General features: G+C 59.4%; 20 protein-coding genes. 8 read left to right on the top strand and 12 right to left on the bottom strand.

Annotated features, from left to right (window positions below):
• Positions 1-293: 293 nt before the first annotated feature.
• Entirely contained in the window at positions 294-2,201 is a 1,908-nt protein-coding gene (locus AABA21_RS33575) for a hypothetical protein (protein ID WP_338257011.1), read from the top strand.
• Positions 2,202-2,584: 383 nt separating this feature from the next.
• Here the strand turns inward: AABA21_RS33575 and AABA21_RS33570 are convergent, their stop codons facing one another.
• The 7 genes from AABA21_RS33570 to AABA21_RS33540 all read right to left on the bottom strand — a co-directional run bounded on the left by AABA21_RS33570 (position 2,585) and on the right by AABA21_RS33540 (position 10,398).
• Positions 2,585-3,256, bottom strand: coding sequence for a TlpA family protein disulfide reductase (locus AABA21_RS33570; RefSeq protein ID WP_338257010.1), 672 nt, complete (start codon positions 3,254-3,256; stop codon positions 2,585-2,587).
• Between the two features lie 42 nt (positions 3,257-3,298).
• A complete protein-coding gene (locus tag AABA21_RS33565) occupies positions 3,299-4,291 on the bottom strand; it encodes a heme o synthase (protein WP_338257008.1) in 993 nt (330 codons plus the stop codon).
• Between the two features lie 175 nt (positions 4,292-4,466).
• On the bottom strand, positions 4,467-6,080 hold the full coding sequence (locus AABA21_RS33560) for a cytochrome c oxidase assembly protein (RefSeq protein ID WP_338257006.1): 1,614 nt from the start codon (positions 6,078-6,080) through the stop codon (positions 4,467-4,469).
• A 261-nt stretch (positions 6,081-6,341) separates the two neighbouring features.
• Positions 6,342-6,938: a hypothetical protein gene (locus AABA21_RS33555; protein ID WP_338257005.1), complete on the bottom strand. Its 597-nt coding sequence runs from the start codon at positions 6,936-6,938 to the stop codon at positions 6,342-6,344.
• Positions 6,939-6,959: 21 nt separating this feature from the next.
• Complete coding sequence (locus AABA21_RS33550; RefSeq protein WP_338257004.1) at positions 6,960-8,903, bottom strand: cytochrome c oxidase subunit I; 1,944 nt, start codon at positions 8,901-8,903, stop codon at positions 6,960-6,962.
• Positions 8,900-9,679 (bottom strand): cytochrome c oxidase subunit II, encoded by a 780-nt coding sequence (locus tag AABA21_RS33545; RefSeq protein WP_338257002.1) that lies wholly within the window; start codon positions 9,677-9,679, stop codon positions 8,900-8,902. Before AABA21_RS33545 ends, AABA21_RS33550 begins: the two co-directional genes overlap by 4 nt.
• Positions 9,680-9,696: 17 nt before the next feature.
• On the bottom strand, positions 9,697-10,398 hold the full coding sequence (locus tag AABA21_RS33540; protein WP_338257000.1) for a hypothetical protein: 702 nt from the start codon (positions 10,396-10,398) through the stop codon (positions 9,697-9,699).
• A gap of 756 nt (positions 10,399-11,154) precedes the next feature.
• On the opposite strand from AABA21_RS33540, the gene AABA21_RS33535 reads away from it, so the two are divergent.
• On the top strand, positions 11,155-12,321 hold the full coding sequence (locus AABA21_RS33535) for a YncE family protein (RefSeq protein ID WP_338256999.1): 1,167 nt from the start codon (positions 11,155-11,157) through the stop codon (positions 12,319-12,321).
• Between the two features lie 99 nt (positions 12,322-12,420).
• Here the strand turns inward: AABA21_RS33535 and AABA21_RS33530 are convergent, their stop codons facing one another.
• Positions 12,421-13,416: a GNAT family N-acetyltransferase gene (locus tag AABA21_RS33530; RefSeq protein ID WP_338256998.1), complete on the bottom strand. Its 996-nt coding sequence runs from the start codon at positions 13,414-13,416 to the stop codon at positions 12,421-12,423.
• A 554-nt stretch (positions 13,417-13,970) separates the two neighbouring features.
• Here AABA21_RS33530 and AABA21_RS33525 point away from each other — a divergent pair.
• From AABA21_RS33525 to AABA21_RS33510, 4 genes are all read left to right on the top strand, one after another.
• Positions 13,971-16,775: an ABC transporter permease gene (locus tag AABA21_RS33525; protein WP_338256996.1), complete on the top strand. Its 2,805-nt coding sequence runs from the start codon at positions 13,971-13,973 to the stop codon at positions 16,773-16,775.
• A 176-nt stretch (positions 16,776-16,951) separates the two neighbouring features.
• A complete protein-coding gene (locus AABA21_RS33520; protein ID WP_338256995.1) occupies positions 16,952-17,467 on the top strand; it encodes an RNA polymerase sigma factor in 516 nt (171 codons plus the stop codon).
• The gene (locus AABA21_RS33515; protein WP_338256993.1) at positions 17,464-18,252 is read left to right on the top strand and encodes a hypothetical protein; all 789 of its coding nucleotides are present in this window, start codon (positions 17,464-17,466) and stop codon (positions 18,250-18,252) included. Before AABA21_RS33520 ends, AABA21_RS33515 begins: the two co-directional genes overlap by 4 nt.
• A 317-nt stretch (positions 18,253-18,569) precedes the next feature.
• Complete coding sequence (locus tag AABA21_RS33510) at positions 18,570-19,295, top strand: ABC transporter ATP-binding protein (RefSeq protein WP_338256992.1); 726 nt, start codon at positions 18,570-18,572, stop codon at positions 19,293-19,295.
• 33 nt (positions 19,296-19,328) lie between these two features.
• Here AABA21_RS33510 and AABA21_RS33505 read toward each other — a convergent pair whose 3' ends face one another.
• Positions 19,329-20,252, bottom strand: coding sequence for a helix-turn-helix transcriptional regulator (locus tag AABA21_RS33505; RefSeq protein ID WP_338256991.1), 924 nt, complete (start codon positions 20,250-20,252; stop codon positions 19,329-19,331).
• Between the two features lie 722 nt (positions 20,253-20,974).
• Here AABA21_RS33505 and AABA21_RS33500 point away from each other — a divergent pair.
• On the top strand, positions 20,975-21,943 hold the full coding sequence (locus AABA21_RS33500) for a peptidoglycan-binding protein (RefSeq protein ID WP_338256990.1): 969 nt from the start codon (positions 20,975-20,977) through the stop codon (positions 21,941-21,943).
• Positions 21,944-22,266: 323 nt separating this feature from the next.
• On the opposite strand, the gene AABA21_RS33495 is transcribed toward AABA21_RS33500, so the two are convergent.
• On the bottom strand, positions 22,267-23,085 hold the full coding sequence (locus AABA21_RS33495; RefSeq protein WP_338256988.1) for an APH(3') family aminoglycoside O-phosphotransferase: 819 nt from the start codon (positions 23,083-23,085) through the stop codon (positions 22,267-22,269).
• An 85-nt stretch (positions 23,086-23,170) separates the two neighbouring features.
• Complete coding sequence (locus AABA21_RS33490; protein WP_338256987.1) at positions 23,171-24,214, bottom strand: phosphotransferase family protein; 1,044 nt, start codon at positions 24,212-24,214, stop codon at positions 23,171-23,173.
• Between the two features lie 263 nt (positions 24,215-24,477).
• Between AABA21_RS33490 and AABA21_RS33485 the strand changes: the two genes are divergently transcribed.
• Positions 24,478-25,314, top strand: coding sequence for a nucleotidyltransferase domain-containing protein (locus AABA21_RS33485; RefSeq protein ID WP_338256986.1), 837 nt, complete (start codon positions 24,478-24,480; stop codon positions 25,312-25,314).
• Positions 25,315-25,360: 46 nt separating this feature from the next.
• Here AABA21_RS33485 and AABA21_RS33480 read toward each other — a convergent pair whose 3' ends face one another.
• Positions 25,361-26,293, bottom strand: a complete 933-nt coding sequence (locus AABA21_RS33480; protein WP_338256985.1) for an IclR family transcriptional regulator — start codon at positions 26,291-26,293, stop codon at positions 25,361-25,363.
• Positions 26,294-26,381: the final 88 nt, after the last annotated feature.

The raw sequence follows: 26,381 nt of genomic DNA, 5'->3' as shown, positions 1-26,381 counted from the left end.
TGCAATAATTGCGGGCGAGCTTCTAACCATAGAATCAACTATATATGAACGCTTCCCTGTGTATCACCGCTTCCTCGCGAAAAATCTTATACAATATGTTACCAATTCTTTGTAATCTTACGCTTTAAGTGAAAATATTATGTAATTTGAACTGAAGTGATCGGCAAGCCATTGATTATATACTTACATGTAAAGATGGGCGTAATTGAGTGCCAACCATCTTACCTATAATTTTTTGAATATGTCCGCCACTAGAGAAACGTTTCTATTGCCTTAAAAAAAGGAGTTTATTTGTGCGGAAACGAGCGATGCAATTTTTCTCTCTGACGGTATTTATGCTGTTGTTGACGGCGCTGTCACAGGCAACTGCCTTCGCGGCAACCTCAAGCGCTGACAATGCGGCTGGCGTTAATCCCTATTCGCCGGCGTATCAACACAGCTATCGTCACGGCGCGGTCCCTACTATTGCACAGAACAACAAGATGAAGGCCTATAGCCAGACACACCCGGCCGTCACCGGCAACACGCTTGGTTATGGTGGTGGTATCGACGGCATCGGCGTCACCAGTGGTCATGAAAAAGTTTATTTAGTCTTCTGGGGCACTCAGTGGGGCACGCAGAGCACCGATAGCGGTGGCAACCTGACCTTCTCGAATGATCCTAAGAGTGGCGCTCCCCTGCTGCAGAAGATGTTCAAGGGCCTGGGCACAGGCAACGAGCTGTGGTCCGGTGTCATGACTCAGTATTGTGATGGCTCCGGTGTCGCCACTGGTGCCAGCACCTGCCCCTCTACTGCCGCGCACGTCGGTTATCCGACCAATGGCGCGCTCTCCGGCGTCTGGTATGACAATTCCGCTGCTTCCCCGAGCGCGGCCAGCGGTCACCAGATCGGCACTGAGGCGGTTAACGCAGCTGCTCACTTCGGCAACACCTCTTCGTCGGCCAACCGCTACGCGCAGTATGTCATCCTGTCGCCAACGGGCGCCAATCCGGACAACTACAAGACCGGTGGCTTCTGCGCCTGGCACGACTACAACGGTGACAGCACTCTGAGCGGTGGCGCAGTGTCTTCTCCCTATGGTGATATCGCCTTCACCAACATGCCGTATGTGATGGACCAGGGGTCCAGCTGCGGCCAGAACTTCGTGAACTCTAACGGCCCCGACGATGGCTACACCATGGTTGAAGGCCACGAGTATGCCGAGACCATCACCGACCAGAATCCTGCCGGTGGTTGGACCGCCTCCAGCGGTCAGGAAAACGCTGACGAGTGCGCCTGGATCAGCTCCGGTCAGGGTGCTTCCGCCAACGTTACCATGGGCAACGGTACCTACGCGATGCAGTCCACCTGGTCCAATGACACCAACCGCTGCGATATCTCGCACAGCATCGTTGGTGGCAGCGGCGGCGGTGGCAACGACTTCTCGATCAGCGCCAATCCAAGCAGCCTGTCGATCAACGCTGGCAGCAACGGCACCTCGACCATCAGCACAGCGGTCGCCAGCGGTTCCGCTGCCACCGTTAGCCTGACGGCCTCCGTATCTCCTTCCGGCCCGACAGCCTCGTTGTCCCCAACCTCTGTTACGGCCGGCGGTTCTTCGACCCTGACCGTCTCGGTTGGCTCAACTGTTGCTTCCGGCACCTACACGGTTACCGTCACCGGCACCGAGGGTAGCGCCAGCCACAGCACATCCGTAACCGTCTCGGTTGGTTCCAGCGGTGGTGGCGGCGGTAATAAGATCACCAATGGTGGCTTCGAGAGTGGTTCGAGCCCCTGGGTGGAAAGCTCGACCGGCGGCTACGAGATCGTCGACACCAGCAATCCGCACAGCGGCACGCATAGCGCCTACCTCTGTGGCTACAACAATTGTAGCGACGCGATCTACCAGACCGTCAGCATCCCATCAACGGCAACCAAGATTACCCTGACCTACTGGACATACATCAGCACCAGTGAGAGTGGTAGCACCTGCTATGACTACTTCTACGCTCGCTTGCGCACATCGTCCGGTACGACCATCGCAACTCCTCAGAAGCAGTGTAACGCGAACACCCATGGTTGGACACAGTACAGCTTTGATGTAACATCGTCCCTGTCGAGCTACAAAGGTCAGAGCGTTCAGGTCTACTTCCTGGGCACCACGGACTCTTCGCTCGTCACCAACATCTACGTGGACGATGTCGCGTTGAACGTTCAGTAATACCCACAGCACAGACTCAGGCACTCACGACCGGGATGGCAGCTATGCCATCCCGGTTTGTTGTTGCATCACAGATACAGGGCATGAGAGCTCAGGAGTCGCACCGGGACGAGCTCTAATACGTTCAACCATAGAATATGTATGAAGAGAAAAGACTACAGTACGTGCGGGGCTTGCCCCCGCTTGCTTGCTTGTCACCAGAAAAGGTACCTTCAAAGCGATCAGGGACGGTTGCATACAATGCATCGCTCTTGTTGCTTTTTCGAGCGGCGAGGAAGTAAGCGGGGGCAAGCCCCGCACGTACTTTCTTCATTTTCCTTTATGCATGTTCTAAATTTGAATGTGTCAACGGCAAGCCCGGCATTACGAGCCCCAAACTTCCATCAACGGGCGTCGAGGCGGGCCATTTCGGATTGGAGGCCGTGGGCGTTGAGCGGCGCGATCCAATGGGCCACGACGGTACCGTGGCGGTTAATAAAGATGGTGGCTGGCAGGCCGGCGACGTTATAGTCGATAGTGGTTGATGAGCTGAGGGTGTCCTGCGCGTTGGGATAGGTGATGTTATAGCGCCTTATGAAGGCGAGGGCGGCGTCGCGCTTCTCGTGGCCGTCGATGCCGAGCAGGGCGATGCCGCGCGCGTTGAGCGTGGGCCACGAGCGCTGCAGGAAGGCGGCTTCGTCGTTGCAAGGTGTGCACCAGGAGGACCAGAAGTTGAGGATGATCGGCCTTCCTTTATAATCGGACAGCCGCAGCATGGATTGAGAAGCGTCCGCGGCAGACGTGTCGTGGCTGGCGAGCAGCGTCAGGGTGAAATCTGGCGCGGGCCTGCCGAGCAGCGGACTGGCAAAGTCGCCGTCGCTGACCGGGCGGCCGCTGGTCCCAGGCTGCGCAGGGGCGAACGGCGTTAGCAGTTGTATGATCAGCAGCGCAAGCAGCGCGAGGTTGCCGCCGACCAGCAAAACGATGGGAAGCACGCCGCGCCGGCGCAGGCGTGCAAGAAACGATCTCGAGGGGGGCGTGGCCTGATCTGTGGTAGCCTTCTCAGGTTGTGACATAAAACATTCCACTCCTTTCTTCACTATGGATGTATTCCTGGTTTAGCGCAACACACGATCAAGCACCATCGCGGCAAAGAGCAGGGCCAGGTAGCAGTTTGAGTACCAGAAAAGCGTGCGCGCCCAGCGCTTTGTGCGATCCAGCAGCAGGCGCAGCGCCATGTAGACCAGAATCGCGTCCAGCAGCAGAGCGCCCAGGAGATAGAGGTTCCCCAGGCCGTGCAGCAGCCACGGCAGCAGGGTGATGCCCACCAGCAGCAGCGTATAGAGGCCGATCTGCCGGCGCGTCTCGCGCCGGCCCCTGACGACGGGCAGCATCGGGATGCGCGCCCGCGCGTAATCTTTGTGGATCAGCAGCGACAGCGCCCAGAAGTGGGGCGGGGTCCAGAAAAAGATGATGGCGAAGAGGAGGATGGCCGTCAGCGAGAGGCTGTTGGTGACGGCCGCCCAGCCGACCAGCACGGGGACCGCGCCGGCGGCGCCTCCGATCACGATATTCTGCGGCGTCGTGCGCTTGAGCCACATGGTATAGACGAGCACATAGAAGAGGATGGCCGAACCGGCCAGCAAGGCGCTGAGCAGGTTGACAAAGATGGTCAGGATCACAAAGGAGACCACGCCCAGCACGATCCCAAACAGCAGCGCCTGGCGCGGCCGGATGCGTCCCGAGGGCAGCGTGCGGCGGCGCGTGCGCCCCATCAACAGATCAATGTCGCGATCGAGATAGCAATTGATGCAGTTGGCGCTCCCAGCCGCCAGGGCGCCGCCCAGCAGCGTCGCCGCGATCAGTCCCGCAGCGGGCAGGCTTCCTCCACGCGCGATCACCATCGCCGCCACGGTCACGCCCAGCAGCAGCACCGTCACATGTGGCTTCATCAGATTGATATACGCCGCCAACAGCGTCCCCCTGTCACCCGATGCACGCCGTGTTCCCGCAATCTGAACCTCCAATGCACCACCCCGCATCCCAGAAACGATGCTGAGATCGGTAGGAGCCCCAACCTTTGTCCATGATCTTCGGTGTAATAATTTCATAATGCAAAACCTCCCGTATGTGCCGGACCCGCTTACAATACGTTCAACATAACATGCTGGCATACCTTTGAGAGGGAAGATGGTATCGTTGGTGGAACGCTCGCACCCGGGTACGGGGCCGCTGCGCGGCAAAGCGGGGGCAAGCCCCGCACCTACGATCCTCGTTCGAACGGTGCTAAGGCAGCCAGCGCCGCATTCCGGCCAGCAAGCCATCCTCCTCGCTACGCAAATCCGCCGTAAGACTGGAGGAGAGCGTTTCGTAGTAGAGGCGCGAACGCCCGGTGGCATCAATGATGAATATAGTGGGATCATGCACCACCGCGTTGTCGGACCCAACCTGGTCGTAGACGTTGTACTGGTGGTAGATGGCCTGCAGTTGCCGCGCGCTGCCGGTCAAGAACTGCCACTGGTGCAGCATCCCATGCTTGATCGACCAGGACTGGATCTCGGTAACGCTGGTGGCGTCCGGATTGGCGTTGACGGCCAGCAGCACGACCCTATCGGCCTCTTGCGGCTTCAGACGAGCCTTCGCGTTATACATAATCTCGGCGGTCAGTGGACAGAGCGTGGTGCAGCGCGCGTCGATAAAGGCCAGCACGATCTCGTGTCCACGCAACGCTGAGAGCTTGACCGGTTGATTGAACTGGTTGAGCAGGGTAAAATCCGGCACACTCTTTCCGGCCATCGGGAAGCCGCCGATGGCCGTACTCGTCGCCGGCGGTCGCGCCGCCTGACCGCGCGCCGCCAGCAAGGTCCGGCTCCCCCACAGCAAGCCGAACACCACCACTGCCACACATGCTACCGCCGTCACCGTACGTGCGCCCCTTGCGGGCGCTTGCCGCGCAGCGGCCCCGTTCCCAGGCGCGAATGCTCCACCAACGACGCCATGCCGCCGATCGGGGACGTTATCGTGCATCGAGGGAAAATCGGACGCGAGGTCCGAACATATGGAGGAAGTGTCGCTGGTGTGGAGAAGGAGCCAGCGTTGCAGGAGGATGCTGAAGGCGAGAGCAAACGGCACGTCGCCGAAGGTCCACATAATGCCGGCTCCAAATTGCTGGTCCTGCAGAGGCGAGAGCGAGCCCGGCCACGCCACGCGATGCGCGTAGGCTCCGTAGATGGAGTGGGGCGCGAAGCCGAGCAGGACAGCCAGCGCGAGGTTCTGCGCGATGGCGAACCCGATGCAGCCCAGTTGTCCCAGCGAGCTCGCGCGAGCACGCAGCGGAGGCGAGGGGATCACCTGCGACCAGAACACGAAGCTGACAGCGTTAAAGCTCAGGTGCTCGCCCCAATCGTGAATAAGATCCTTCGACAGCGCCAGGTCATAGAGCGGTGGCCAGTGCCAGATCCAGATGCCGACCAGCAGCAGTCCACACGACATCGTGGGCCGGCGCAGCCAACGTCCCAGGCGTGCGCAGAGGCGCCCGCCGCGCCCGGAGGCTACGCTCCGCAGCCATGATCGAGCCAATCGCGGCAGGCCCCACCACATCGGCAGCAGCGGAGCCGAAGCCACCAGCAACGGCGCCATCACCACCAGCAACAGCAGATGCTGCACCATATGCACCCAGAACAGCCGCTCAGACAGCTCATCGATAAAGCTGCTGGCCGCCAGCAAAAACACCAGGATAGCGCCCACGAAGCAGAACCCACGCCACAGCCAGCCATGTCCCCGCGCCCCCTCACGCCGGGCCACCACCAACCAGCCGCGCAGATACAGCATCTCCCCCACCACGCAGATCAACAGCACCACCGGCGGCACCGGCCACCCATCCCTATCCAGCCACAACATACACCACCTCCATGCCTTTAAGAATAAAGATGACCAGAGTACGTGCGGGGCTTGCCCCCGCTTGCTTGTTCTCCAAGAGGAAAGGCCTATTCAAAGCGACCAGAAACGGTTGTATGGATGCACCACATTATTCTTATTGCTTTTTCGAGCGGCGAGGAAGGAAGCGGGGGCAAGCCCCGCACGTACTCTGGTAATGTTTCTTGTCGCTTGCTCTCAAGTTGAATGCATTAGGGCTTGCCTCAGCTTGTGACTCCCACAGCGTCACCGCAAGAGGGTGATGAATAGCCACATGACCAGACCCGCCGCGACGGTGTAGTACCACCAGTAGCCGGTGGCGCTGACGAGGTAGACCGCGTCGGCCATGCGTCCGTGCAGCACGCGACCGAGCACGAGCAGGCCAACGATGACCGCCAGCAGGAGGTGGATCGCCGCGTACCATGTGAACAGCAGCACGAGGCTCACGTAGGCGTCGAAGGGCTGCGCATATCCCAGGGTAACACCGATCCAGATCTGGCCGGCCAGGGCTAGCATCATCAGGAACAGGGCCAGCAAGAGGAAGAGGTGCCGGCCGTGACCCTCGAATTTGAGCATGGAACGCTCCCAGGCGTAGTAGGACAGGCCGCTCAGCAACAGTCCTATGGTCAGCAGCAGTCCGGGCCAGAAAGCCGGGGGGCGCTCGCTCGCTAGCCGATACTGGTTCAGGGTGTTGAGCGCGCTCAGGTAGCCACCGGCGGCCATAATGGCGACGACCGACAGCGCATCCGATAGAATCAGCAGCAGCACGGCCGCTCTGGCCCGCAGCGAGCGGGCATGCTGATCAATGTCGTGCATCTGCTCCAGCGACGTATCCATATGCATATCTCCTTTCAGCGCACGCACTCAATTCTCCAGCGGTGATTCCAGGGTGGTCTCGGTCCTGTCGCCATCCGTCAGCGACGCGGGCAGGTGGTAGTCGCGCGGCGTGCTAGGGAGGACGGCTGGCATCTCCACCGCCACCGGGGCCGGGGAGGCATAATCATAGGGCAGATCCTTCACCTCGGGCAGGTGCTCAAAGTTCTCCAGCGGCACCGGCGTAGGCACCATCCACTCCAGGGTCCGGGCGCCCCACTCGTTGGCCTGCGCGCGCTCGCCGACCAGCAGCGTCATCACCACGTTGCAGACCAGAATGAACACGGAGGCCGCGATCAGGATGGCGAACAGGCTGGCAACCAGGTTGGGCACGGCATAGGGCGGCGCCACATTGGCCGACCAGCGCGGCTCCCCCTGCAGTCCCGCGTAGAACAGCGACAGGAACGTCCCCAGGAAGCCGATCTCAAAGAGCCAGAAGTGGAGCCGGCCCAGCACGGGATTGAGGCGGCGCCCCAGCATCTTAGGGAACCAGTAGTAGAGGCCCGCGAAGAAGCCAAAGACCATGCTGCCGACCAGCGTAAAGTGGAAGTGGGCCGTCACGAACATACCGCCGTGCAAGATCTCATCAGTCGGCAGATCGGCCAGGTAGATGCCGGTCACGCCACCGATCACAAAGTTGACCAGCATGCCGGCGACGAAGAGCAGCGGCACCGCCATCCAGATCTTGCCGCGCCACAGCGTCCCGATAATGCCCAGGAAAAACACGCCGGTCGGGACCGAGATCAGCTCGGTATCGAGCATGTAGGGGCTGTTGAGGGCGCCGGCCGAGCCACTGGTGTAGAGGTGGTGTCCCCACACCAGGACGCTGAGCACGCTGATGCCCGCCAGGCTGCCGATCATCATGCGATAGCCAAAGACCGGCTTGCGCGTAAAGACCGAGGTGACCTCGGCCGCCACGGCCATCGCCGGCAGCGCGATCACATAGACCTCTGGATGCCCCATAAACCAGAACATGTGCTCGTAGAGCCAGTTGCTGCCGCCGAAGGACGCCACGAAGAACGAGGTCTGGAAGACGCGATCCATCACCACCATCACCTGCGACATCAAGAAGGATGGGAAGGCCGTCAGACCCAGCACGACCGAGAGCAGGACGCCCCACACAAAGATCGGCAGGCGTCCCCAGGTCATGCCACGGGCGCGGAAGACCAGCACGGTCGTCACGATGTTGAGGGCCGCCACCGTGGTCGAGATGGCGAAGAGGATGATGGTAAAACAGTAGGCATCCATGCCCGGCGTCAACTCCTGCACCGAGAGCGGCGCATAGCCGGTCCAGCCGGTTGGGAAGCCGCCGAGGAGCATGGTCGAGAAGAAGACCGGGATGGCCGCGAAGAGCAGCCAGTAGCTCAACGCGTTCAGCCTGGGAAAGGCCATGTCGCGGGCCCCGATCATGATCGGCAGCACAAAGTTGCCAAAGGGGCCGCTGATCATGACGACGGTGGCGGCGATCATCAGGATGCCATGCATGCCAACGATGGTGTTGTAGGTAGAGGGATTCAGGAAGACCGCCCCCGGCCGCGACTGCTCCAGGCGGATCAGGAAGGCGCCCATCGAACCCAGGAAGAACATGATCAACACCGTGAACAGGTACTGCATTCCCACCACCTTATGGTCGGTGGTATAGCGGAAGTAGCGCCAGAAACCCTGGCCCTTGCCCGCCAGGTACAGTTCCTCGGCCGGCGTGGCGTCGCGACGCGCGAAGCCCCAGCGCGCCACTCCATTAAAGGCGCCGATACCGACAAAGAAGAAGAGTGTCCAGGCGCTATAGGCGGCCACCACCTGCGCATCGTAATTTTCTGGATACCAGATAGCCACCAGCAACGCCGCGCCTACGGCCGCCGGCACGCCCAGCAGGATGCCAGAGAGCACGCTGGGAAACAGCCTCTGCAACAGATTCACGCGTTTAACTTCAGTCATACATGTCCCCCCTGACTGACGATCCAGGCATTAAAGTCTGAATCGCTCACCACATCAACCGCCGACCACATATACGAGTGATAGAGTCCGCACAGCTCCACACAGGCCACACTATAATGCCCGATGCGCGTCGGCGCCACGGCCGGAGTCGAGGTCACCTGGCCCGGATTGGCATCCACGCGTATCCCCAGGGCGCGAATGGCGAAGCCGTGCAGCACATCCTTCGAGCTAACCTGGAACTCCACGGGACGGTTCACCGGCAGTTTGATTACCTGCCCCTGTGTGGAGGCGCTATACTGTGGATAGCTGAAGTTCCATAGCCACTGTTGACCTGTTACCTGGATGACCAGCGTATTCGATGGCGCCGCCACCGTGCGCTGATACGAAGCTAGCAGGCCCCAGATCACCAGGAAGAGGCACAGCAGTCCGGTCACGCAGAGCCAGCCGAACTGCAAGGCGGGCGTCGGATGCAGTGGCGCTCCCACCTCGGTCGGCCGCTCCCTGACCCGGAAGGCCAGCAGGCTATAGCCCAGAAAGACAAACACGAAGAGCGCCACCGGCACGGCCAGAGCTGTAAAAATGACCAGCGTCCCATTATCGGCCGCGTCAAAGTCGTCCGCGGCCACAGGCAGCAGCAACGGGACCAGGAAGATGACGGCTACGGTCCCGATGATGGAGAGCAGCGCCCAGATGGTGAGCGCGCGGCGCAGGTGGCGTGCCTCCCCGTGCACGGGCCGCATTCCCTCGGTGATCCTCTCGACATTCTCCTCAGACATCTATCTCTCCCCTCCCACTAATAATTTGTCACCGTCAGCGTACCGGCCATAAATCCGGTGGTAGACATGGGGCCAGTAAAGCCATATGGGGGCTCGCGATCCTCTCCGCAGGGATCGTAGCAGTGCCAGACATAGCTGCCCGCCGGTCCCGTACGGAACTGGAACGAGATCACATTGGGCTTGGGATACTGGTTGCCCGCGATCGTCACCACGTTGGGGGCATCGTCGGCCACCGCCACGATCGGCACGCTCACGAACAGAGGATTGTTCGTCTCGGGCGTCGATTGCAGCGTGAAGGTATGCGAGACATGGTCCACGCTCACCTGGCTCATCGGCTTGTTATTCACCAGTTCGACCCCGCCGACCGTGCCCTGCACCTGCCGGAAATAGCTATTGACCAGCGTGGTCGCGCCATCGTAATTATCGATGACGACGGTAACCAGGCTATTGGCGGGCACCTCAAGGGTCGTCGACGGACAATAGCTCACCCATTCAAGCTGTTCCGCGCTCACCCCCCGGTGGCAGACGTAGCTATCGGGGAACGTGGAGAGGGAGATAGTCGCCGCGTGCACCCCCGTTTTAGAGGCTCGCAGCACCCCTGGTTCATAGCCAAGACCATCGATCGAGGTTACCCCCCGCCAGATCGAGGCCACAATGGCGAATCCCAGCACAAGCGCTCCAACAACACCCAGAATAATACCAGAGGCATGCTGTTTCACAGTCGTCCTCCTCATCCGCATGTAACACACAGGCTGGCCATGTGGCAACCTATGTGTAGAGTCACACTACACAGGATGAATATTTAATGGAGATACTTTAGCTATAAAACAACAACTTACAGTTGCCAGCTTACTGGATTGCATAGCAGTGGCTATGCACGTCTTATATAACAAAGGATGACTGCAACTAAACAAACGTTTACAATGTATTTAGCGTGTTGGATGTAATTTGAGTATACCATATAAAAATGTATTTGTATATGGTTGATATACACATTCAAACCTATATGTCTTCTTTTTGGCTGAATCATGAGATGAATAAGAAATCTGTATAAAACGAACCTTTGCATATTATGATCGTTACATGATATAATTCAATATCTTTTATGGCGAAACGAGTGTTAATATAATTTTGGTTTTTGAGTTTACTTTACTATGCTTTCAACTTTAGAGCAAGCAACAAGAAAAGAGATCACAGTACGTGCGGAGCTTGCCCCCGCTTGCTTGCTTCCCAAAAGGAAAGGCTCCTTCAAAGCGATCGCGGACGGTCGAATGAGATCCATCGCATCATGCTTGTCGCTTTTTCGAACAGCGAGGAAAAAAGCGGGGGCAAGCCCCGCACGTACTGTGGTCTTTTCTCGTTTTGCACGTTCTTAAACTGGTCGTATTGGGCACAGGGCCCCCACCAGTTGCACCACCGCTTAAAAAAATTCTTATACGCGAAGTTGTATGGCAGATGGAAGGGAAGGATCTACAATGAGAGGGAAATACCGCGTTCGTTGCGATATTTCTGTGTATGCGATTATAGCGCTGATGGCGTTGATGGCAGTGATGAAAATAGGGGTGGGTTCGGCGTCGGTGCGGGCGGATGGTGGAGCGCCTCAGCTGGCCTACGTGGCGGGTGGGGGCGCGGGTGTGAGCATGATCGATATCGCCGATCAGCGTGTAAGGCGCACGCTGACAGAGGGCGGGGGACCTCAGATGGTGCTGCTGAGTCCCGATGGTCGGTCGCTCTACCTGGCTCAGCCGGAACTGGGGCGCGTCAGCAGCATCGATGCCAGCACGGGACGAGCGCGCTGCGTGGCGAGGCTGCCGGGGCGGCCAGAGCGGCTGGCATTGAGCCTGGATGCCAGCACTCTATACGCGGCGGGGCAAGACGATAGTGGCGTGCGCGCCCTCAATCCCCAGACCTGCGCCGTCAAACGCACTTTTCAGACGCACGAGGCAGTGTATGGGATGGCGGTGGCCGCGAACACAACGGACAGCGCGAATCCTGGCACGCCCGGCCAGCTCTGGATCTGTGGCGACACGACCCTGACGGTCTTCGAGGAGACCGGCCACCTGCTGGGCACGCTGCGCATCGAGGAGGGGCCGCGCAACATCAGCATTCCTGGAGGATTCAGCGCATATATTACCACGCGCCAGGGGAGCGTGATCGCGATTGATCTCAACAGCAGGCGCGTCCTGCGCACGCTGCTGCGGGGAGGCCAGTTTGGTCCCATGGATTACGATGACACCACCGGGCAGGTCTACGTCCCCGATCTACAACACCATCAGCTCGATGTACTCACGCCAGTGGACGCCGACACGCGTGGGCAGCCGCGCGAACCGGTGCAGATCATCCCTCTGAGCGGTGTTCCCGCATCGGTCGCCATCACCAACGACGGTCAGCTAGGCTTTGTCGCCCTGTCTGGCGGTGACGTCATGATGCTGGACATTCCCGCGCGCCGCAGTATCGCCAGCATCCACGTCGGCGGAGCGCCCCACTTCATCATCACCGGACTCTATCCGCCCACGCTGGCGCCTCCGCCGACACCCGCACGACCGACGACCAACCCATTGATGTATATATTGCCGTGTCTGGCCGTGGGCGCGTTGGTGGTGTGGTGGAGAATTAATCGGAGGCGAGCTCCGAACCTATGATGGGGGGCGTGGGTAATCGGGGTGGCCCGACATATGATGAGGAGAGGTGGAAGGGTGTTGGGGGCGGACCCCGGCGTATGATGGGGTCCGCCGGGTGGGTTATGCGGTGAGCGTGGTGGTGAGATCGAGGTCCCAGATCTGGATGGTGCGGATGGCCTCGAAGCCGACGGAGCGGTAGAGGGAGACGGGCGCTATGGCGCCGCCATCGACGCCGAGGGTAGCGGAGCCGGCCCCCTGCTCAATGAGGTAGTTCAGGCCGATCGTCAGCATCAGGCGTCCCAGGCCGCGACCACGCTGGGAGGGGTCGGTGGTGAGATTGGAGATCCAGGCGGAAGGCTGACCATCGGGGTTGTGGCCTTCGCGGTCGAACAGCGCGTGGACCGTTCCCACGATATGATTGTCATCATTCTCTTCAACGGCCACAAAGAAGTTATCCAGCTTCCCATTGAGATCGGAGAGCAGCATCTCCATGGTGATGGGGCGGAAGTTCCAGGTATCGGCCCAGGCGCGATTGAGGGCGTCCAGCGCCGCCTGCTCCTCGCCGGGATGCAGCGAGCGTACGCGGATACCTTCGACAGCGCGTACCGGCAGAGGCGTGGGCGGTAATGGGCGCAGCATCATATGAATTGAGCGCAACAACGAGAAGTCGCGCTCCCGCAAGGCGTTGCCGGTCCAGTCTGTGTTGCCCGAAGACACGATACGCAGCCGCGTCTTCAGCTTTGACTGCACGATTAAGAGCACATGATCTATCATCAGCAGCGTCAGCACGGGCTGCCGATACTCGGGCAACAGGGCCAGTCGGGCCTCCGCCACCTCTTTCTCCTGGGTGATATGGATAGCGGCCACGCCGACAGGCACCTCATCCTTGACCAGCAGCCAGCTTTCGGTCGCCCAATCGTGGAGCGACCACCAGCCCTCATCCGGCTTGAAGGCCGCCTCGTCAGCATCCTGGGAGGCGGACCAGATATTCTCAAGGGTGGTGATCTCGTCCTCCGTGGTCGCGCGCACCATCTGCACACCCGCATATTCTAGCTTTGTCGCCGACGTTAGCGAAAGCTCTGCGTTCTCCTCAATCTTCTTCGACGCGCCATCCATTGTGTATATAACTCCTTTATAGTATCTCTGCTATTAATTATCTCTTCTCATTGGTTCTTTTTATACACGATCAACATGGAGAAATAAACAGATATATAACCTTATATTAGCGAGCGTGAGCGCCGCTGCGCGGCCGCATTGAATTTATATGTTGATGCATCGGGGGCGCGAATGCGCCCCCGATGCATCAACATATAAGTAATCCTCAAGTACGCAAGGGCTAAAACTTTGTTTGTATATTGGTACAACCGGGGCGCAGATGCGTACCTGATGCATCAACATATAAGTAATCCTCAAGTACGCAAGGGCTAAAACCTTGTTTGTATGTTGGTGCAACCGGGGCGCGGGTGCGCCCCGGTTGCACCAACATACAAACAAAACGGCCGCGTAGCGGCCGCCCGTACGGGGGCTATCACGCACATCAGTCTGACACTCTTCTTAAGGAAATCTTACCACAGGAATAGAGGGAAGACAAAATTACGCAGGGAAGGGCGCAATACTTTTCGGACTTTCGCGTCTATATATAGCGAGAAGAGATTGAGAAGGAGATCAAGATGTGGCAGGTACTTCTGGCGATGCTGCACAGGAGGCGCGGCACGACGCTGCTGGCCGGAGGCGGCTTCTTTCTGGCGGCGTGCACGCTGATCCTGTTGACGGCGACCACCCAGAGCACGGTGATCCGGGCCAACGATATCATCAGTCAGAACTGGCGACCGACCTATGATCTGGTAGTGCTGCCACCACAGGCGAAGCCACCAGCGAGCAAGACGGTGCCGGCCGACTTTATGGCTGGCTACGGCGGCGGCATCAGCATGCAGCAATACCAGCAGATCAAAAAGATTTCAGGGGTCGAGGTGGCCGCGCCCATCTCATACCTGGGCTATGTCAATATCCCGCCGCCGGACGTGGCCTTTTCCACCGAACGGCTGCCGGGCGGCTACTATGAGGCCGACTGGACACTGACCGCATCCAATGGCATACAGACGTTGACCGAGCGGCAGCAGCGTTCACTCTATTATCTACCACCCTCCTGCGATACTATCGACAGTCTTCGCCAGAGGCTATCTTCTCATCAAGCGCTCTCGTCGGCGCTGGACAAACAGCATATCCAGGTCACGGATAGCTCGTGTGGATTTAATGGGGGTGGTGGACCGCAAACATTCACCAGCGTCAATACCGGCCCATTTCTGCTGACAGCGATCGATCCCAATGCAGAGAACCAGCTGGTCCATCTCGACCAGCATATCGCCAACGGTCGCATGCTTAGCGAGCAGGATACCCTCGCGCCAAATGGAAGTATGTCCGTTACACCCGTTACCAATATACCCAGGTACGGGGTTCCGCTCCTGCTGCAACAGCGCCTGCCGGGACAGCTCAAGCTACAGGTATCTTTCAAACGCCTGACGGGGCAGGATATCGATCTACAGCAGGTCATCGATCGCGGCGGAGCTAGCTACCTGACCCATCTTCCCAACCAGCAGCAAATAGTCTCTACAGAGGCGCCGACGCTACAGAATAGCCTGCCGGGCGTGCTCAAGCAGGGCTATCTACCGGCGCTGCAATGGAACTCGCGCTCCTGGCAGCCGATAGATAATCTGGGGGGTGATAATTCCATGACATTTCTTTCTCAACCCTCCGGCCTGACCTATCAATCCGTTCCCGCACCCGACGGGCAGGGTGGATCAGCCTATACATTGATTCCCAGCACGACACAGCATCCCCCTGCTCTACCGAAAAGCCTGCAGGGCCAGCAAAACGGCGCACCTGAAACGGTCCCTTCCACCCAACAGGGGCCTGACGTGGCCTTTCGCGATCTGACACCGCTGCATGTAAATGACAGCCAGCAAGCGCCCATGTACATCAAAGCCAATTATGAAACGAACTTTGTGGGTCAGTTTACCAGTCCCTCGATCGCGGCGCAGTTTGGCAATCCTTTGAACTGGCTACCGGAGACGTCGTACGCGGCGCAGCCGGCGCAGCTACAATATGATGCGCAAGGTAAGCCGGTGGCGGCGAAAGATCTGCAGCCGACCACCAATCCGGCGGGCTTTATGCTGCAGCCGCCGGTGGCGCTGACGACGATGGCGGCTGCGCAAAAGATCATGGGCGACAAGAACATCAGTGTGATCCGCGTGCGCGTGGCCGGCGTGGGCAGCGCCAGCGAGGCCAGTTGGTGCAAGGTAGCACAGGTGGCACAGGAGATTCGCCAGCAGACGGGGCTGCAGGTCTTCGTGACGCTGGGCTCCTCGCCGCAGCCCACGCTGGTCTATCTGCCGGGGCTACACGCGGGGCAGAACGGCTCGACACGCGAGATCGCCCCCATCGGCTGGGTCAGGGATTCCTGGATCTACATTGGAGCCGCCGTGCTCTACATCTCGCAGTTGGGGAGCACGCGCCTGCTCTTCCTGGCCGCCATCCTGCTGGTCTGCCTGGGTTATCTGATCGTCAACTTCAGCGCCCTGGCCAGCGCGCAACAGCGCGAGTTCGCCGTCCTGAGCGCTTTGGGATGGCGACCCTGGCAACCGATCCGCATGTTTCTCGGGCAGGTGCTGCTGCTGGCGCTGGTTGGTGGCATCTGTGGTATCGGCGTCGCCCTGCTGCTGGCGGTTCTGTTACAGATGCCACCACTGCTGCCCGTGGTGATCTGGACACTGCCGGTGATCCTGCTGCTGGCCCTGCTCAGCGTCATCTATCCCCTCGGCTACATCTGGAGCGTGCGACCGGCGCAGGCGCTGCGCGCTGGCGCGGGTGCACAGGCAAGCGGGCGGGCGGATAGGGAGAGGCAGACACGCGCGTGGTCGTGGCTGTCACCGCTGCTCTCGCTGGCGCTCACCAACCTGGCACGCATGCGCATGCGCGCCCTGATCGCCATGGCCAGCGCCTTCTTCACCGCGCTGCTGCTCATCATCATGCTCAATGGGCTGGTCGCCTTCCGCCAATCGCTGCAGGGGACCATTCTGGGAGACACCGTGCTGATCCAGACGCAGTTGCCGCAGATTGCAGGAGTCGTCTTCGCGCTCGTGTTCACCTTCTTGAGCGTGGCCAACCTGCTGCTGCTGCAGGTGCGCGAGCGCCGCCAGGAGATCGGGCTGCTGCAGGCGGTCGGCTGGCGTCCCGGACTGGTGCAGCGGATGTTCATGCAGGAGGGGCTGGCGCTCATCGTCTGCGGCTCCATTCCGGGTGCCGTCGTGGCGCTGTGGATTCTCGTCCAGCAGCACGCGACGCAAAGGATTGTGCCGACGCCGCTGATCGCGCTGGCCGTCCTGATCGTCATGGGCATCCTGGGGACGTTGGCTACCATTCCCGCCATGCGGCAGGCGAAGCGGCTGCCGATCACGGAGATTCTGCGCGCCGAATGAGAGCGCCCGTGTTAATGAGAGCGCCCGTGTTGAGGAGGTAGTATCGTTGGGGGAACATGGGCGGCCGGGTACGGGGCCGCTTCGCGGTAAGTCGGGGCAAGCGCGACACGTACGGGGGGTTAACGTTTCGTTTCAAGAAATGAGGATCGCCGGAATGGGATGGACTCGGCCCATACATGAATAAGGATCAATACGTCTTTTTTGATCGGCTCTATCAAGAATATTATCAACGGGTGCTGAGCTATGTGCGCTTCCATACGGGGGCAGGCGAGAGCGCGGAGGATATTACGTCGATGGTTTTTGAGCGGGCGCTGACCCATCTCGCGGAGCTCAGAGAGCCGGACGCGACGGCGGCGTGGCTCTTTCGCATCGCGCGCAACTGCGTCACGGATGCCTTTCGGCGTTCGCGGCCGGAGGTCTCGCTGGATGAGCTGGCCTTTATGGAACAGCCACGGGTCCATTCACCGGAGGCGAGCGCGCTGGCGCGGGAGGAGCAGCGTCTGCTGCTGGCGCAGGTGGCGCGCCTCTCGGAGCGCGAACGCGAGATTATCGGTCTGAAGTTTGTAGCCCACCTGACCAACCGGCAGATCGCGCGTGTGCTCGGTGTGCCGGTTGGTACGGTCGGCTCCCTGCTCCACCGTACGCTGGGCAAGCTGCGCGACGCCCTCACCAGCGAAGGAGACGCTCCATGAACGAACCTGAACATAATTTTGACGAGCGGTGGTGGCAGCGGCTCGACGCCATCGCCAGCGGACAGCAGGCGCCGGACGAGGATGACGACGAACTGCTGCGGGTCGCTGGCAAGCTCACTCAGGCGCTGTCCCCGCTGAGCATATCAGACTATCGGAAGCAGCAGGAGAGGCAGCCGTGGCCGGAACCGCTCCAGCTGCACGCGAACAGGCTGCACAGGCAGGCCTGGCGCCGCTCGCTGCTACATAGATGCCTGATGGTGGTGGCGCTCTTTCTGCTCTTCGTTGGCGTCAGCGGGGCCTGTCCGCTTGGCAGCCAGCTATCGGCTCAGACGCTACAGGCGGGGCGCGATGTCTGGCAGGCGTCCAGCAGCTTTGAGCAGGTAAACATCTCATCCGTGGCCCTGGTGGCGCTCAAGACTACCGGCAAGCGTCCCCTGCTGCCCCGCTTACTGCCAGCCGGGGCAGAGGCGCTCAAAGCGGGTCTGATCGCCGATAGCACGGATCCGCGTCTCTTCATGGTATTTAGCGCCGACTACCGCATCCTGGAGCAGGAGCTCCTTGTTTATGAGCAGCCGGGGAACCTGCTCTTTCCGGCCAGCAGCGCGCAACCGATCACCATCGGCGCCGTCCAGGGGCAGCTCTTCCAGGATGAGCAGGGGCACCATACGCTGCGCTGGTTCCAGGAGGGGATGACCTGCCAGGTGATGAGCCAGCTCCCCATATCGGAGCTGGTGGCCATCGCGCGCCAGTTCCGGCCCCTGCCAAGCTGGGAGCTCCTCCAATAAGAGGGGTGGTGTCAAACACACTTTTTACTGGTGGGGGCTCGTGGGCGCCCCCGCACGCGCGTCCGCTGCGCGGCCGCGCTAGTTTTATATATTAGTTCATCGGGTGCGCGAATGCGCACCCGATGAACTAATATACTGAGGTGCTGAACGCTATAGGGTAGTGATGCGCCAACGCTTTATGAGGTGCTGGGTGCTATAGGGTAGTGAGTGATGCGCCAACACAAAATTGACTCTTGAGCACCGTCGATGCGAAATCTTATGCAGGCCGCAGGTGATGATTATGAGAATAAAAGATATTCAAAGAAATGGGAGAGAAAATGGAAGAAATACGACAACAGTCAGCAAACAGCCAGGAGAGGGAGGAGCAGTCTGTTGTGAGGGCGCGGGGGGTTAGTAAGGCGTATAAGACGCCGCAGGGGAGGATCGATGTGCTGCGGCGGGTTGACCTGTCGGCGCGGCTCGGCGAGTTTGTGGCTATCACGGGGCCGTCGGGGTCGGGCAAGACGACCCTGCTAACGCTGCTGGGGGCGCTTGACGCGCCTGACAGCGGCGAGATCTGGCTCGACGAGGTCGCGGTACATCAGCTGCGCGGTGTGGCGGCCGCCGATTTTCGCCGCACGAAGGTCGGCTTCGTCTTTCAGCTCTTCTACCTGCTACCCGGCATGAGCGCGCTGGAGAATGTGATGGCGCCCCTGCTTCCCTACCGCAAAAAGCTCGACTTCGATCTCAAGCAGCGCGCGCGTGATCTGCTAGAGCAGGTCGGACTGGGCGAGCGCACCGGGCACGTCCCGGCGCGCATGTCGGGCGGGGAGCAGCAGCGCGTCGCCATCGCCCGCGCCTTGATTAACCGGCCACCGGTACTGTTGGCCGATGAGCCCACCGGCAACCTTGATCCCGCCACCGGCAATGAAATATTGCAGGTGCTTCAGGATCTGCGCGAACGCTACAACCAGACGCTGATCATGGTGACGCATGACCAGGACATCGCCACCCGCGCCGATCGTCGCATAGAGCTCGGTCAAACAACGTCCCACGCACGGTAAAAAACGTGGAAGCCGCGTGGGGGGCGCATGTCATCATTGGGCGCAGTGGTCTACAAGCGCGCGGGCCGCCTGCTGCAGTTGCAGACGCAACTCGGCGGGCTCAAGCACCTGCGCGTCGGTCCCCATACCCAGCAACACACCGACCAGCCAGTCATAATCGGCTGGACGTAGATGCATGCACAGCAAGCCCTCGCCATTCTCCTGCATTTGGAGGCGCGAGGCCAGGTGCTCCACGCGCTCCAACTTCATGACGCCGCGCGCCGTCAGATGGATGCGCACCTCGGGGAAGGAGGGATCGGTATGGCGAATCGGCTCGGGCGGCTGCTCCATCTGCGGCGGGGCGGTCGCGCGCACGCTTAAGAAGCGATCAACGCGATAGACACGCGTCTCACCGCGTTCAAACGAATACGCCTCGCAATACCACAGACCGGCGCTGGTGCGCAGGCGCAGCGGCAGCAGCGTCTGCCACGAGGTTCCCTTCTCCGAGCGATACTCCGCCATCACCCAGCGCTCGCGGGTGGCGCATTCCAGCAGATGCTCAAGGAACGGGGTCTGATAGGGCCGCGACGGCACATCGAGCGACAGCGTCTGCGCGACCTGATCCAGGTGCGTCCTCTCCCGCCGGGGCAGCAGGGTCTGCACCTTGGCCAGCAGCGTCTCACGCTCGCGCTTGAAGGGCATCTCGCCCAGCTGGGAGATGCTGCTGAGAGCCATGCGCAACAGGAGGGCCTCATGCAGGGTCAGGGCCAGTGGTGGCAACGAATAATCAGGCGGCAGGCTATAGCCACCGGCAACACCCAGATCGGCCGCGACCGGTATCCCCATCTCGCATAAAGCATCGATATCACGCTGAATCGTGCGCCGCGACACCTCAAAATGGCGCGCGAGATCGCCCGCGCTCCGCTTGCCGCCCTGCAGCAATAAAAGAATAGCCGTCAAACGGTCAACGCGATTCATTTTGTTTCCACCGCCTCCGTACCTTCCTCGTAGCGGGCAAGGCTTTCCAACAAACATTTTTACTGGATGCGCACGTTCCCAACAGCGTAACCCCATACGGAGGCAACGTTCCGCGTCCGGTCTGTGCGCGCTCGGAGGTAGTATCCTCGGGAGTATCGAGTGGCGAACCGATCTTCTTTTTTCCACGCCCTGGATTTTTCATGATATGCATACTCCAATTCTCGCATGTAGCCGGGTTCATTGATTGACATAAAAGTATATATGCTCAGAGCAGCAAAAGCGGACACAATTGGTGCCACACAGATGCCAGACAAGGGCCAGCGTTCTCTCCTCACAGTGATAAAACAGAGCGCGCTGGCTCACTACCTCATCAACAATAACAGAGACACGCCACCAGGAGAATGACAAATCATTGTCGTTTTGATGACAAATCGTTGACGAATATATGTTATTGCACAAAAACATGCCGTGACAACGTCCGAGATGGCAACGACAGCGATGTAGCGGCCAGCTTTTACGCATCATAAACAATAAGATGCGCTTTTTATGCCAGAGGTTCATTCGCAGATGGAAACTGAATACTTTACAAATTAAAAGGGGTTGAAGTATAGTATTGGTGAAATAAAAGGAGACATATACCCCATCTTGATGTTTTTTCCAGTTATATTGATACAGATACTTTTATAGGAGAGACGACAGTTACATGTAAAGGAGGGTTACTGGTGACGGGAAATAAGCAGGAGGGATCTGGACAAGTCAGCGAGAGGCAGAATGGTCAACAAAAAGGCAGCAGCAAACCCGCCACATCAGCTACACGCGCGAATCAGTTGTTGCGCCAGGCGCGCAGGATGCGTACCTGGTCGCAAGGGGATCTCGCGGAGCACATCGGCGTCGCCAAAGAGACGATCAGTCGTTGGGAAAACGGCGTGTCGCGTCCGCAGCCACAGCAGTTGAGCCGGCTCTGTGAGACCTTCGAGATGCGGCCCGACGAGCTAGGGTACGCGCTCGATCCAGTAGAGGAGAACCCTTCCCCGGTGGGAGGGGAGCCGCGTTCCCTCGCGGCAACCACAGCCGAAAGTCCGACAGAGGCACCCGTTGAAGAACCTGGCAACCAGTCCGAGCCCGCGATCGCTAAACGGCGTACGCTGCCGCGCAGGCGCATACTGGTAGCCGGAGGCATCGCCCTGGGTGCGCTCGCGCTCACCGGTGGCACCGTCGTCTGGCTCACGCAGGGCAATGCACAGCCAGCCTCTCCGCGCCATTGGCCGACCGTAAAGTATGATATCAGTCATCACAACCAGCTGACGCGGGTGGTACAATACATGCTCCGGTCGCGCCAATACGACCTCGGCCCGGCGGATGTAGACGGCGCCTTTGGTCCGGCAACGCAGCACGCGGTGGAAACCTTTCAGAAAAGCAAGGGGCTACCAGATGATGGAGTTGTCAATAGCGCCACCTGGGACCAGTTGATCGTCCCCTCGGACCCCGCCAGCCGTGGCAGCCAGGTCGCGGCCCTGCAAGAATGCCTGCAGCCACTGCACCTGGTCCCCAAAGTATCCGTCGATGGCGAAATGGGTCCACAGACCATGGCGGCCATTCATCGCTTCCAGCAGATACACCATCTCCCACAGAAAGATATCACCGACCTGGACTTCTGGTGCCTGCTCGTCGGCGGCAACATATCAAAATAAGTACGCGGGACAAATTCCCTCCAACACGAAACGTAATCGTAGGGACGACCTTCAACGGCCGTCCGGGCCGCTTGCGGCCCCGTACCCTGCCGGTTCGGTCCCTCATGGAGGACATCTTTTGGGTACGCGTGTGGGGCGTTGACGTGCTGGTACCACGTGGGCGAGCGTGTAAGACATGAGAAGCGGGGGCGGAGGGGTACGTGGGCTGCCGTCGCTGGCACTGGCAGCCCGGACGACCGTTGAAGGTCGTCCCTACAGGGCGTTCCTTTTTTCAAGGGGTGTTTCGGGTTTCTCGTTGTCTTGTCTTTTGGCGACACAATGAATTATGCCCGCGTGAACGTGAGCTCATCCATCGCCCGGTAATAGCGCAAGGTATCCTGATCGGGATCGGGGAGTCCATACGCCTCAAACAGCAGTGGCACCCATTGTTCGCCAAAATTCAGAGTCAGGCTTCGCGCGGCCAGCGCCAGGTCTTGATAGGGATCAGCGAGGCCGGCACGCCCCCAATCGATAAAACCAGTGACGCGCTCAAGCTGGCGATCCAGCAGAATGTTGGGGAGGCAGTAATCGCCATGTGTCAACACGATCTTTTCATGCTGTGGGCGCAGCCTGAGCGCCAGTTCGTATACGTCTCGGACGCTCATCCCCTGAAACTCGCGGTTAAACTCAGATGGATCAATCAGATTCTGCTCAACGTACTGCCGTGCCTGCTCCATCCTGGTAGCGATCGTACAGTCAAAGGGGCAACCGCTGGCATCTACATCATGCAGCATCCGCAGCCCCTGGGCCAACAAGCGCAGCACCTCGGGTACGCGATCGCTGAAGGTCTGGTCGCAGGACACAAGGCCAGCGATCTCCGATATCAAAAGGAACTCGTATTGATCGTCGTGCGCGTAGTAATGGACATGCGGCACCGGCAGGAGGCCGTGCAGCCAGCGCAGGCGCACGGCCTCCGCCTCAAGCGCGCTCTGTCCCAGGAAGGGCACGCGTTGATACGGGGCGATCTTCAGGTAGCGCGGCCCCACGCGATAGATAGCATTGCCGGAGCATCCCAGTTCATCAGCCTCCCAGTTTGCCTCCTCCAACAAATCCCTTAAAGAAGAAGGCAGGTGGGCCTGCCAATCGTTTGCCCCTGTCATCATGTAACTTGCTCCATTTTGCATTAATTCGGGTTGAAAATATTGCCTTCAATTCATAGGATTACGCCCGAACTTCAGTGCGCTTTATTTATATGAGGGAGTGCAAGAACTCTAGGATCTCCTGTAGGCGCAGGTAGGTCTGCCTGACCAGGTCGTGGTTGGGGCGGCGATGAAGTTCGAGGCGGGCGGCGCCAAAGCTCATGCCGTAGTAGACGTGGAGGCGGAACTGGGAGCTGTGATCGGATGGCTCCACTCCTCTATCAGAATATGTTTGCCAGAAGGCCCGCGTGCCGGCGACGACTTTGGGGTCGAGGCTCTCGGTACCCTTGATGCGCAGCAGGAATATCGTCCAGTCAGCCAGGGGATCGCCCCACCAGCAGCGATCGGAGTCGAGGACGGCACTGATGGTAGGCGTTTGATTCTCGTTGCCGCGTCTGACCAGCAAGTTGAAGGTCCAGAGATCGCCGTGTAGCAGGCGGGGACGGCGCACCTCATCGAGCAGTGACTGGTGGTCGCGCGCCATCGCAAGCAGGGCGCGCATATCGCTGGCATCCAACCGGGCCGCATCGATATCCTTGATAGTATGCTCCAGGGTGTGGAACACCTGGGCGCTCCAGCTGTCGAATGTGTGGCCCGGCGCGGGCTGACCAAATGTTTCGCCCTCGACGTCGTGAATAACGCGAGCGATCTCGCCCAGCTGCCGGTAGAGGGCCAGGTCCTCCTCCATGGTCAGCTCGTTCTCGATATCCGACCACAGCTCGCCCTGCATGAAGGTCTGAAACATATAATCGCGCCCGAGCAGCTGCTGGGTAAAATCAATCATCAGAGTCCTGGGAAGCAGCTGAGCGATCGGCGCCAGGAAAGGTTGAGAATACTGCTCGTTGCGCATCAAGTCGATCTCGTAGTGCGCCAGGTGAGGTCCGCGCTCAGGAGAGACGCGCAGGATCACCGGCTCCATATCCGCCAGCTGCACACGGTAGGTATTGTTGTGTCCCCCGCCACCCAGCTCCTTCACGGAGAGCAGCGACCGCTCCTCCCCAAACGCCCGTCGGCACATGGTCTGGATCTGCTCCAGGGAAATCGGCTGCTGAAGCGCGCCGGGCTCACGCTCGATCAGCGTATATTCAACCACAGGAAAACTCCTTTTTTAGGAAATACACAAACGAAAGGGGTGATATTGTTATATCATGCATAGTGTCTGTATTTCCCATAACACACCTCCTGTGACTGTGAGCGCGAGGAAGGGCCAGCCATTCAAGCAGCTTAAAGGATAAAAGCCCTTTGATTATAGCAGGACATGTGGTTATAGGGAAACGCTCAATCCGGTTGAGAGATTTGGTCATAAACGCGAAAAGCGAGCAGTAGTACGAACAATAAGATGAAAGGATTGATAAGATGTCACAATCCAGAGTAACCGCCGAAGAGAGAGTCGCTGAACTGGCCGCGTTCGCGCAACGAGCAGCAAAAGCACTGAGCAGCGACGAACGCGTGCTTGCTATCTGGCTCACCGGCAGCCTGGCGACCGGATCAGCGGACGCGCAGAGCGATGTCGACTTACGTGTAGCCGTCAAGGCGGATGCCTTCTTAACCATTGAACAGTGGTGGCAAGAGCTCGTTGACCTCGTCGCTCTTACAGTATGGAAGCGGCGCTGGCCGAGGCCGCCAGAGGAAGCTATCATCAGCGCCATCACAGCGGATTACCTACGCTTCGATCTTGTTATTCAAGCGGCAAGTGATACAAAGCCGCGCACGCTTGAAGCGGCACAGTTGTTATTCGATAAGGATAATACGGCCCGGCAAATTCATCTCACCGCTTCTGCCCAGAAACAGCCCTTAAAGCAACTCGCCTACATTGTCGAGGAGTTCATTCGTCTCCTGGGCATGCTGCCGATTGTGGTCGAGCGCGATGATGTGCCCATTGGCATGGAGGGGCAACTGGCCATACATAGCATGCTCATCAGCCTGTTGCTGATGGAGAATGGTATTGACCGTGCCGTTACCGGAAAACGACACGTCGCTATTCATCTGAACGAGGAGCAACGAGCAACGCTGAATAGCGTACCCGCACTGGAGCCAACCATAGAATCTATAATACAGGGTCGCATGGCATATGCTCGCATCTTCTTACCACGTGCACGTCGCCTGATGGAGGCCAACGGTTTACAGTATCCAGCCGCATTCGAGGCTGCTACCCGCCAACATCTACAGGATACACTCGGTCGGCGCTGGTAACGCTCTAATCTTCAATCTTTTCCACAAATCAAAGCTGGCTGAATTTTTATGAACCACCATAGGGCCGACCCAACGGCGATGCGGAGAAGGGAGATCCGAGGGCGAGGGAGATCTGGCGGGCGTGGTCGGCGACGAGGGTGCCAATGTGGGCGAGCTGCTCGTCGGAGAGGCGATAGCTGGGGCCGATGACGTTGATGGCGCCAACCACCTGAGCGCCCTGGTCGTAGATGGGCGCGGCCACCGAGGAGACGTCGGGCTCGACGGCATCGCGGCGGGCGACGTAGCCGCTGCGATCGACGCGGCCCTGGATGGCGGATCCGATGGCGGTGTTGCTGACCGGCACGGTTCTGCCGACCCACATGCCGGCCTGCACGGCCTGGCGGCTGGAGACCTGGTCGACGTAGAGCACGCTGTCCTCTCCCAGCAGGACGCCCAGGTGGGCACTCTCGCCGGTCTCGTCGGCCAGCTGGCGCAGATGGGGACGGGCCATCTCGTACAGCGACATGTCCTGCAGCGCGGCCAAGCCCAGCTGCATCACCTGCGGGCCCAGACGATAGAGGCGATCAGGTCCACGGCGGATAAAGGCGTAGCGCTCCAACACGCGCAGCAGCCGGGTCGCCGTCGCTGGCGACAGATTGGTCATCTTCGCCAACTCGGTCAGGGACAGACCATCGCCATGCGTCTGAAAACAGATAAGGAGATGAAGAGCTCGCTCGACCGGCCCAACGGCCTGAGTCGTGTCCGGGGCTTCTTTCAAGACGTACTCCTTCGTGATTGTGTTGGTGTCATACGTCGCGTCGCCTATGCCGGATGGGTCAACGCTGGATGACACCACCCGTGCCAGTAGGTATATATTATTTTTTGGCCCGATTTGCCTGACACAATTTAATTGTGTGCAATTTAATTGTGCGTGATTTTCATTCAGTGAAAAAGAAGATGGCAGCCCCGGCAATATAGCATATGCGCCTCGCGGCGTCAAATCAGGCTCCACAAAAGCGCCACAGGCCAGAGGCCTGGTCGAGGGGCGAGGAGATAATCGGACGCGAGGTCCGAACTTATGAGGGGGG

The sequence above is a fragment of the Dictyobacter halimunensis genome (assembly GCF_036245075.1).
The sequence above is the reverse complement of the archived record's forward strand: the minus strand, read 5'-3'. Positions and strand labels throughout refer to the sequence as shown.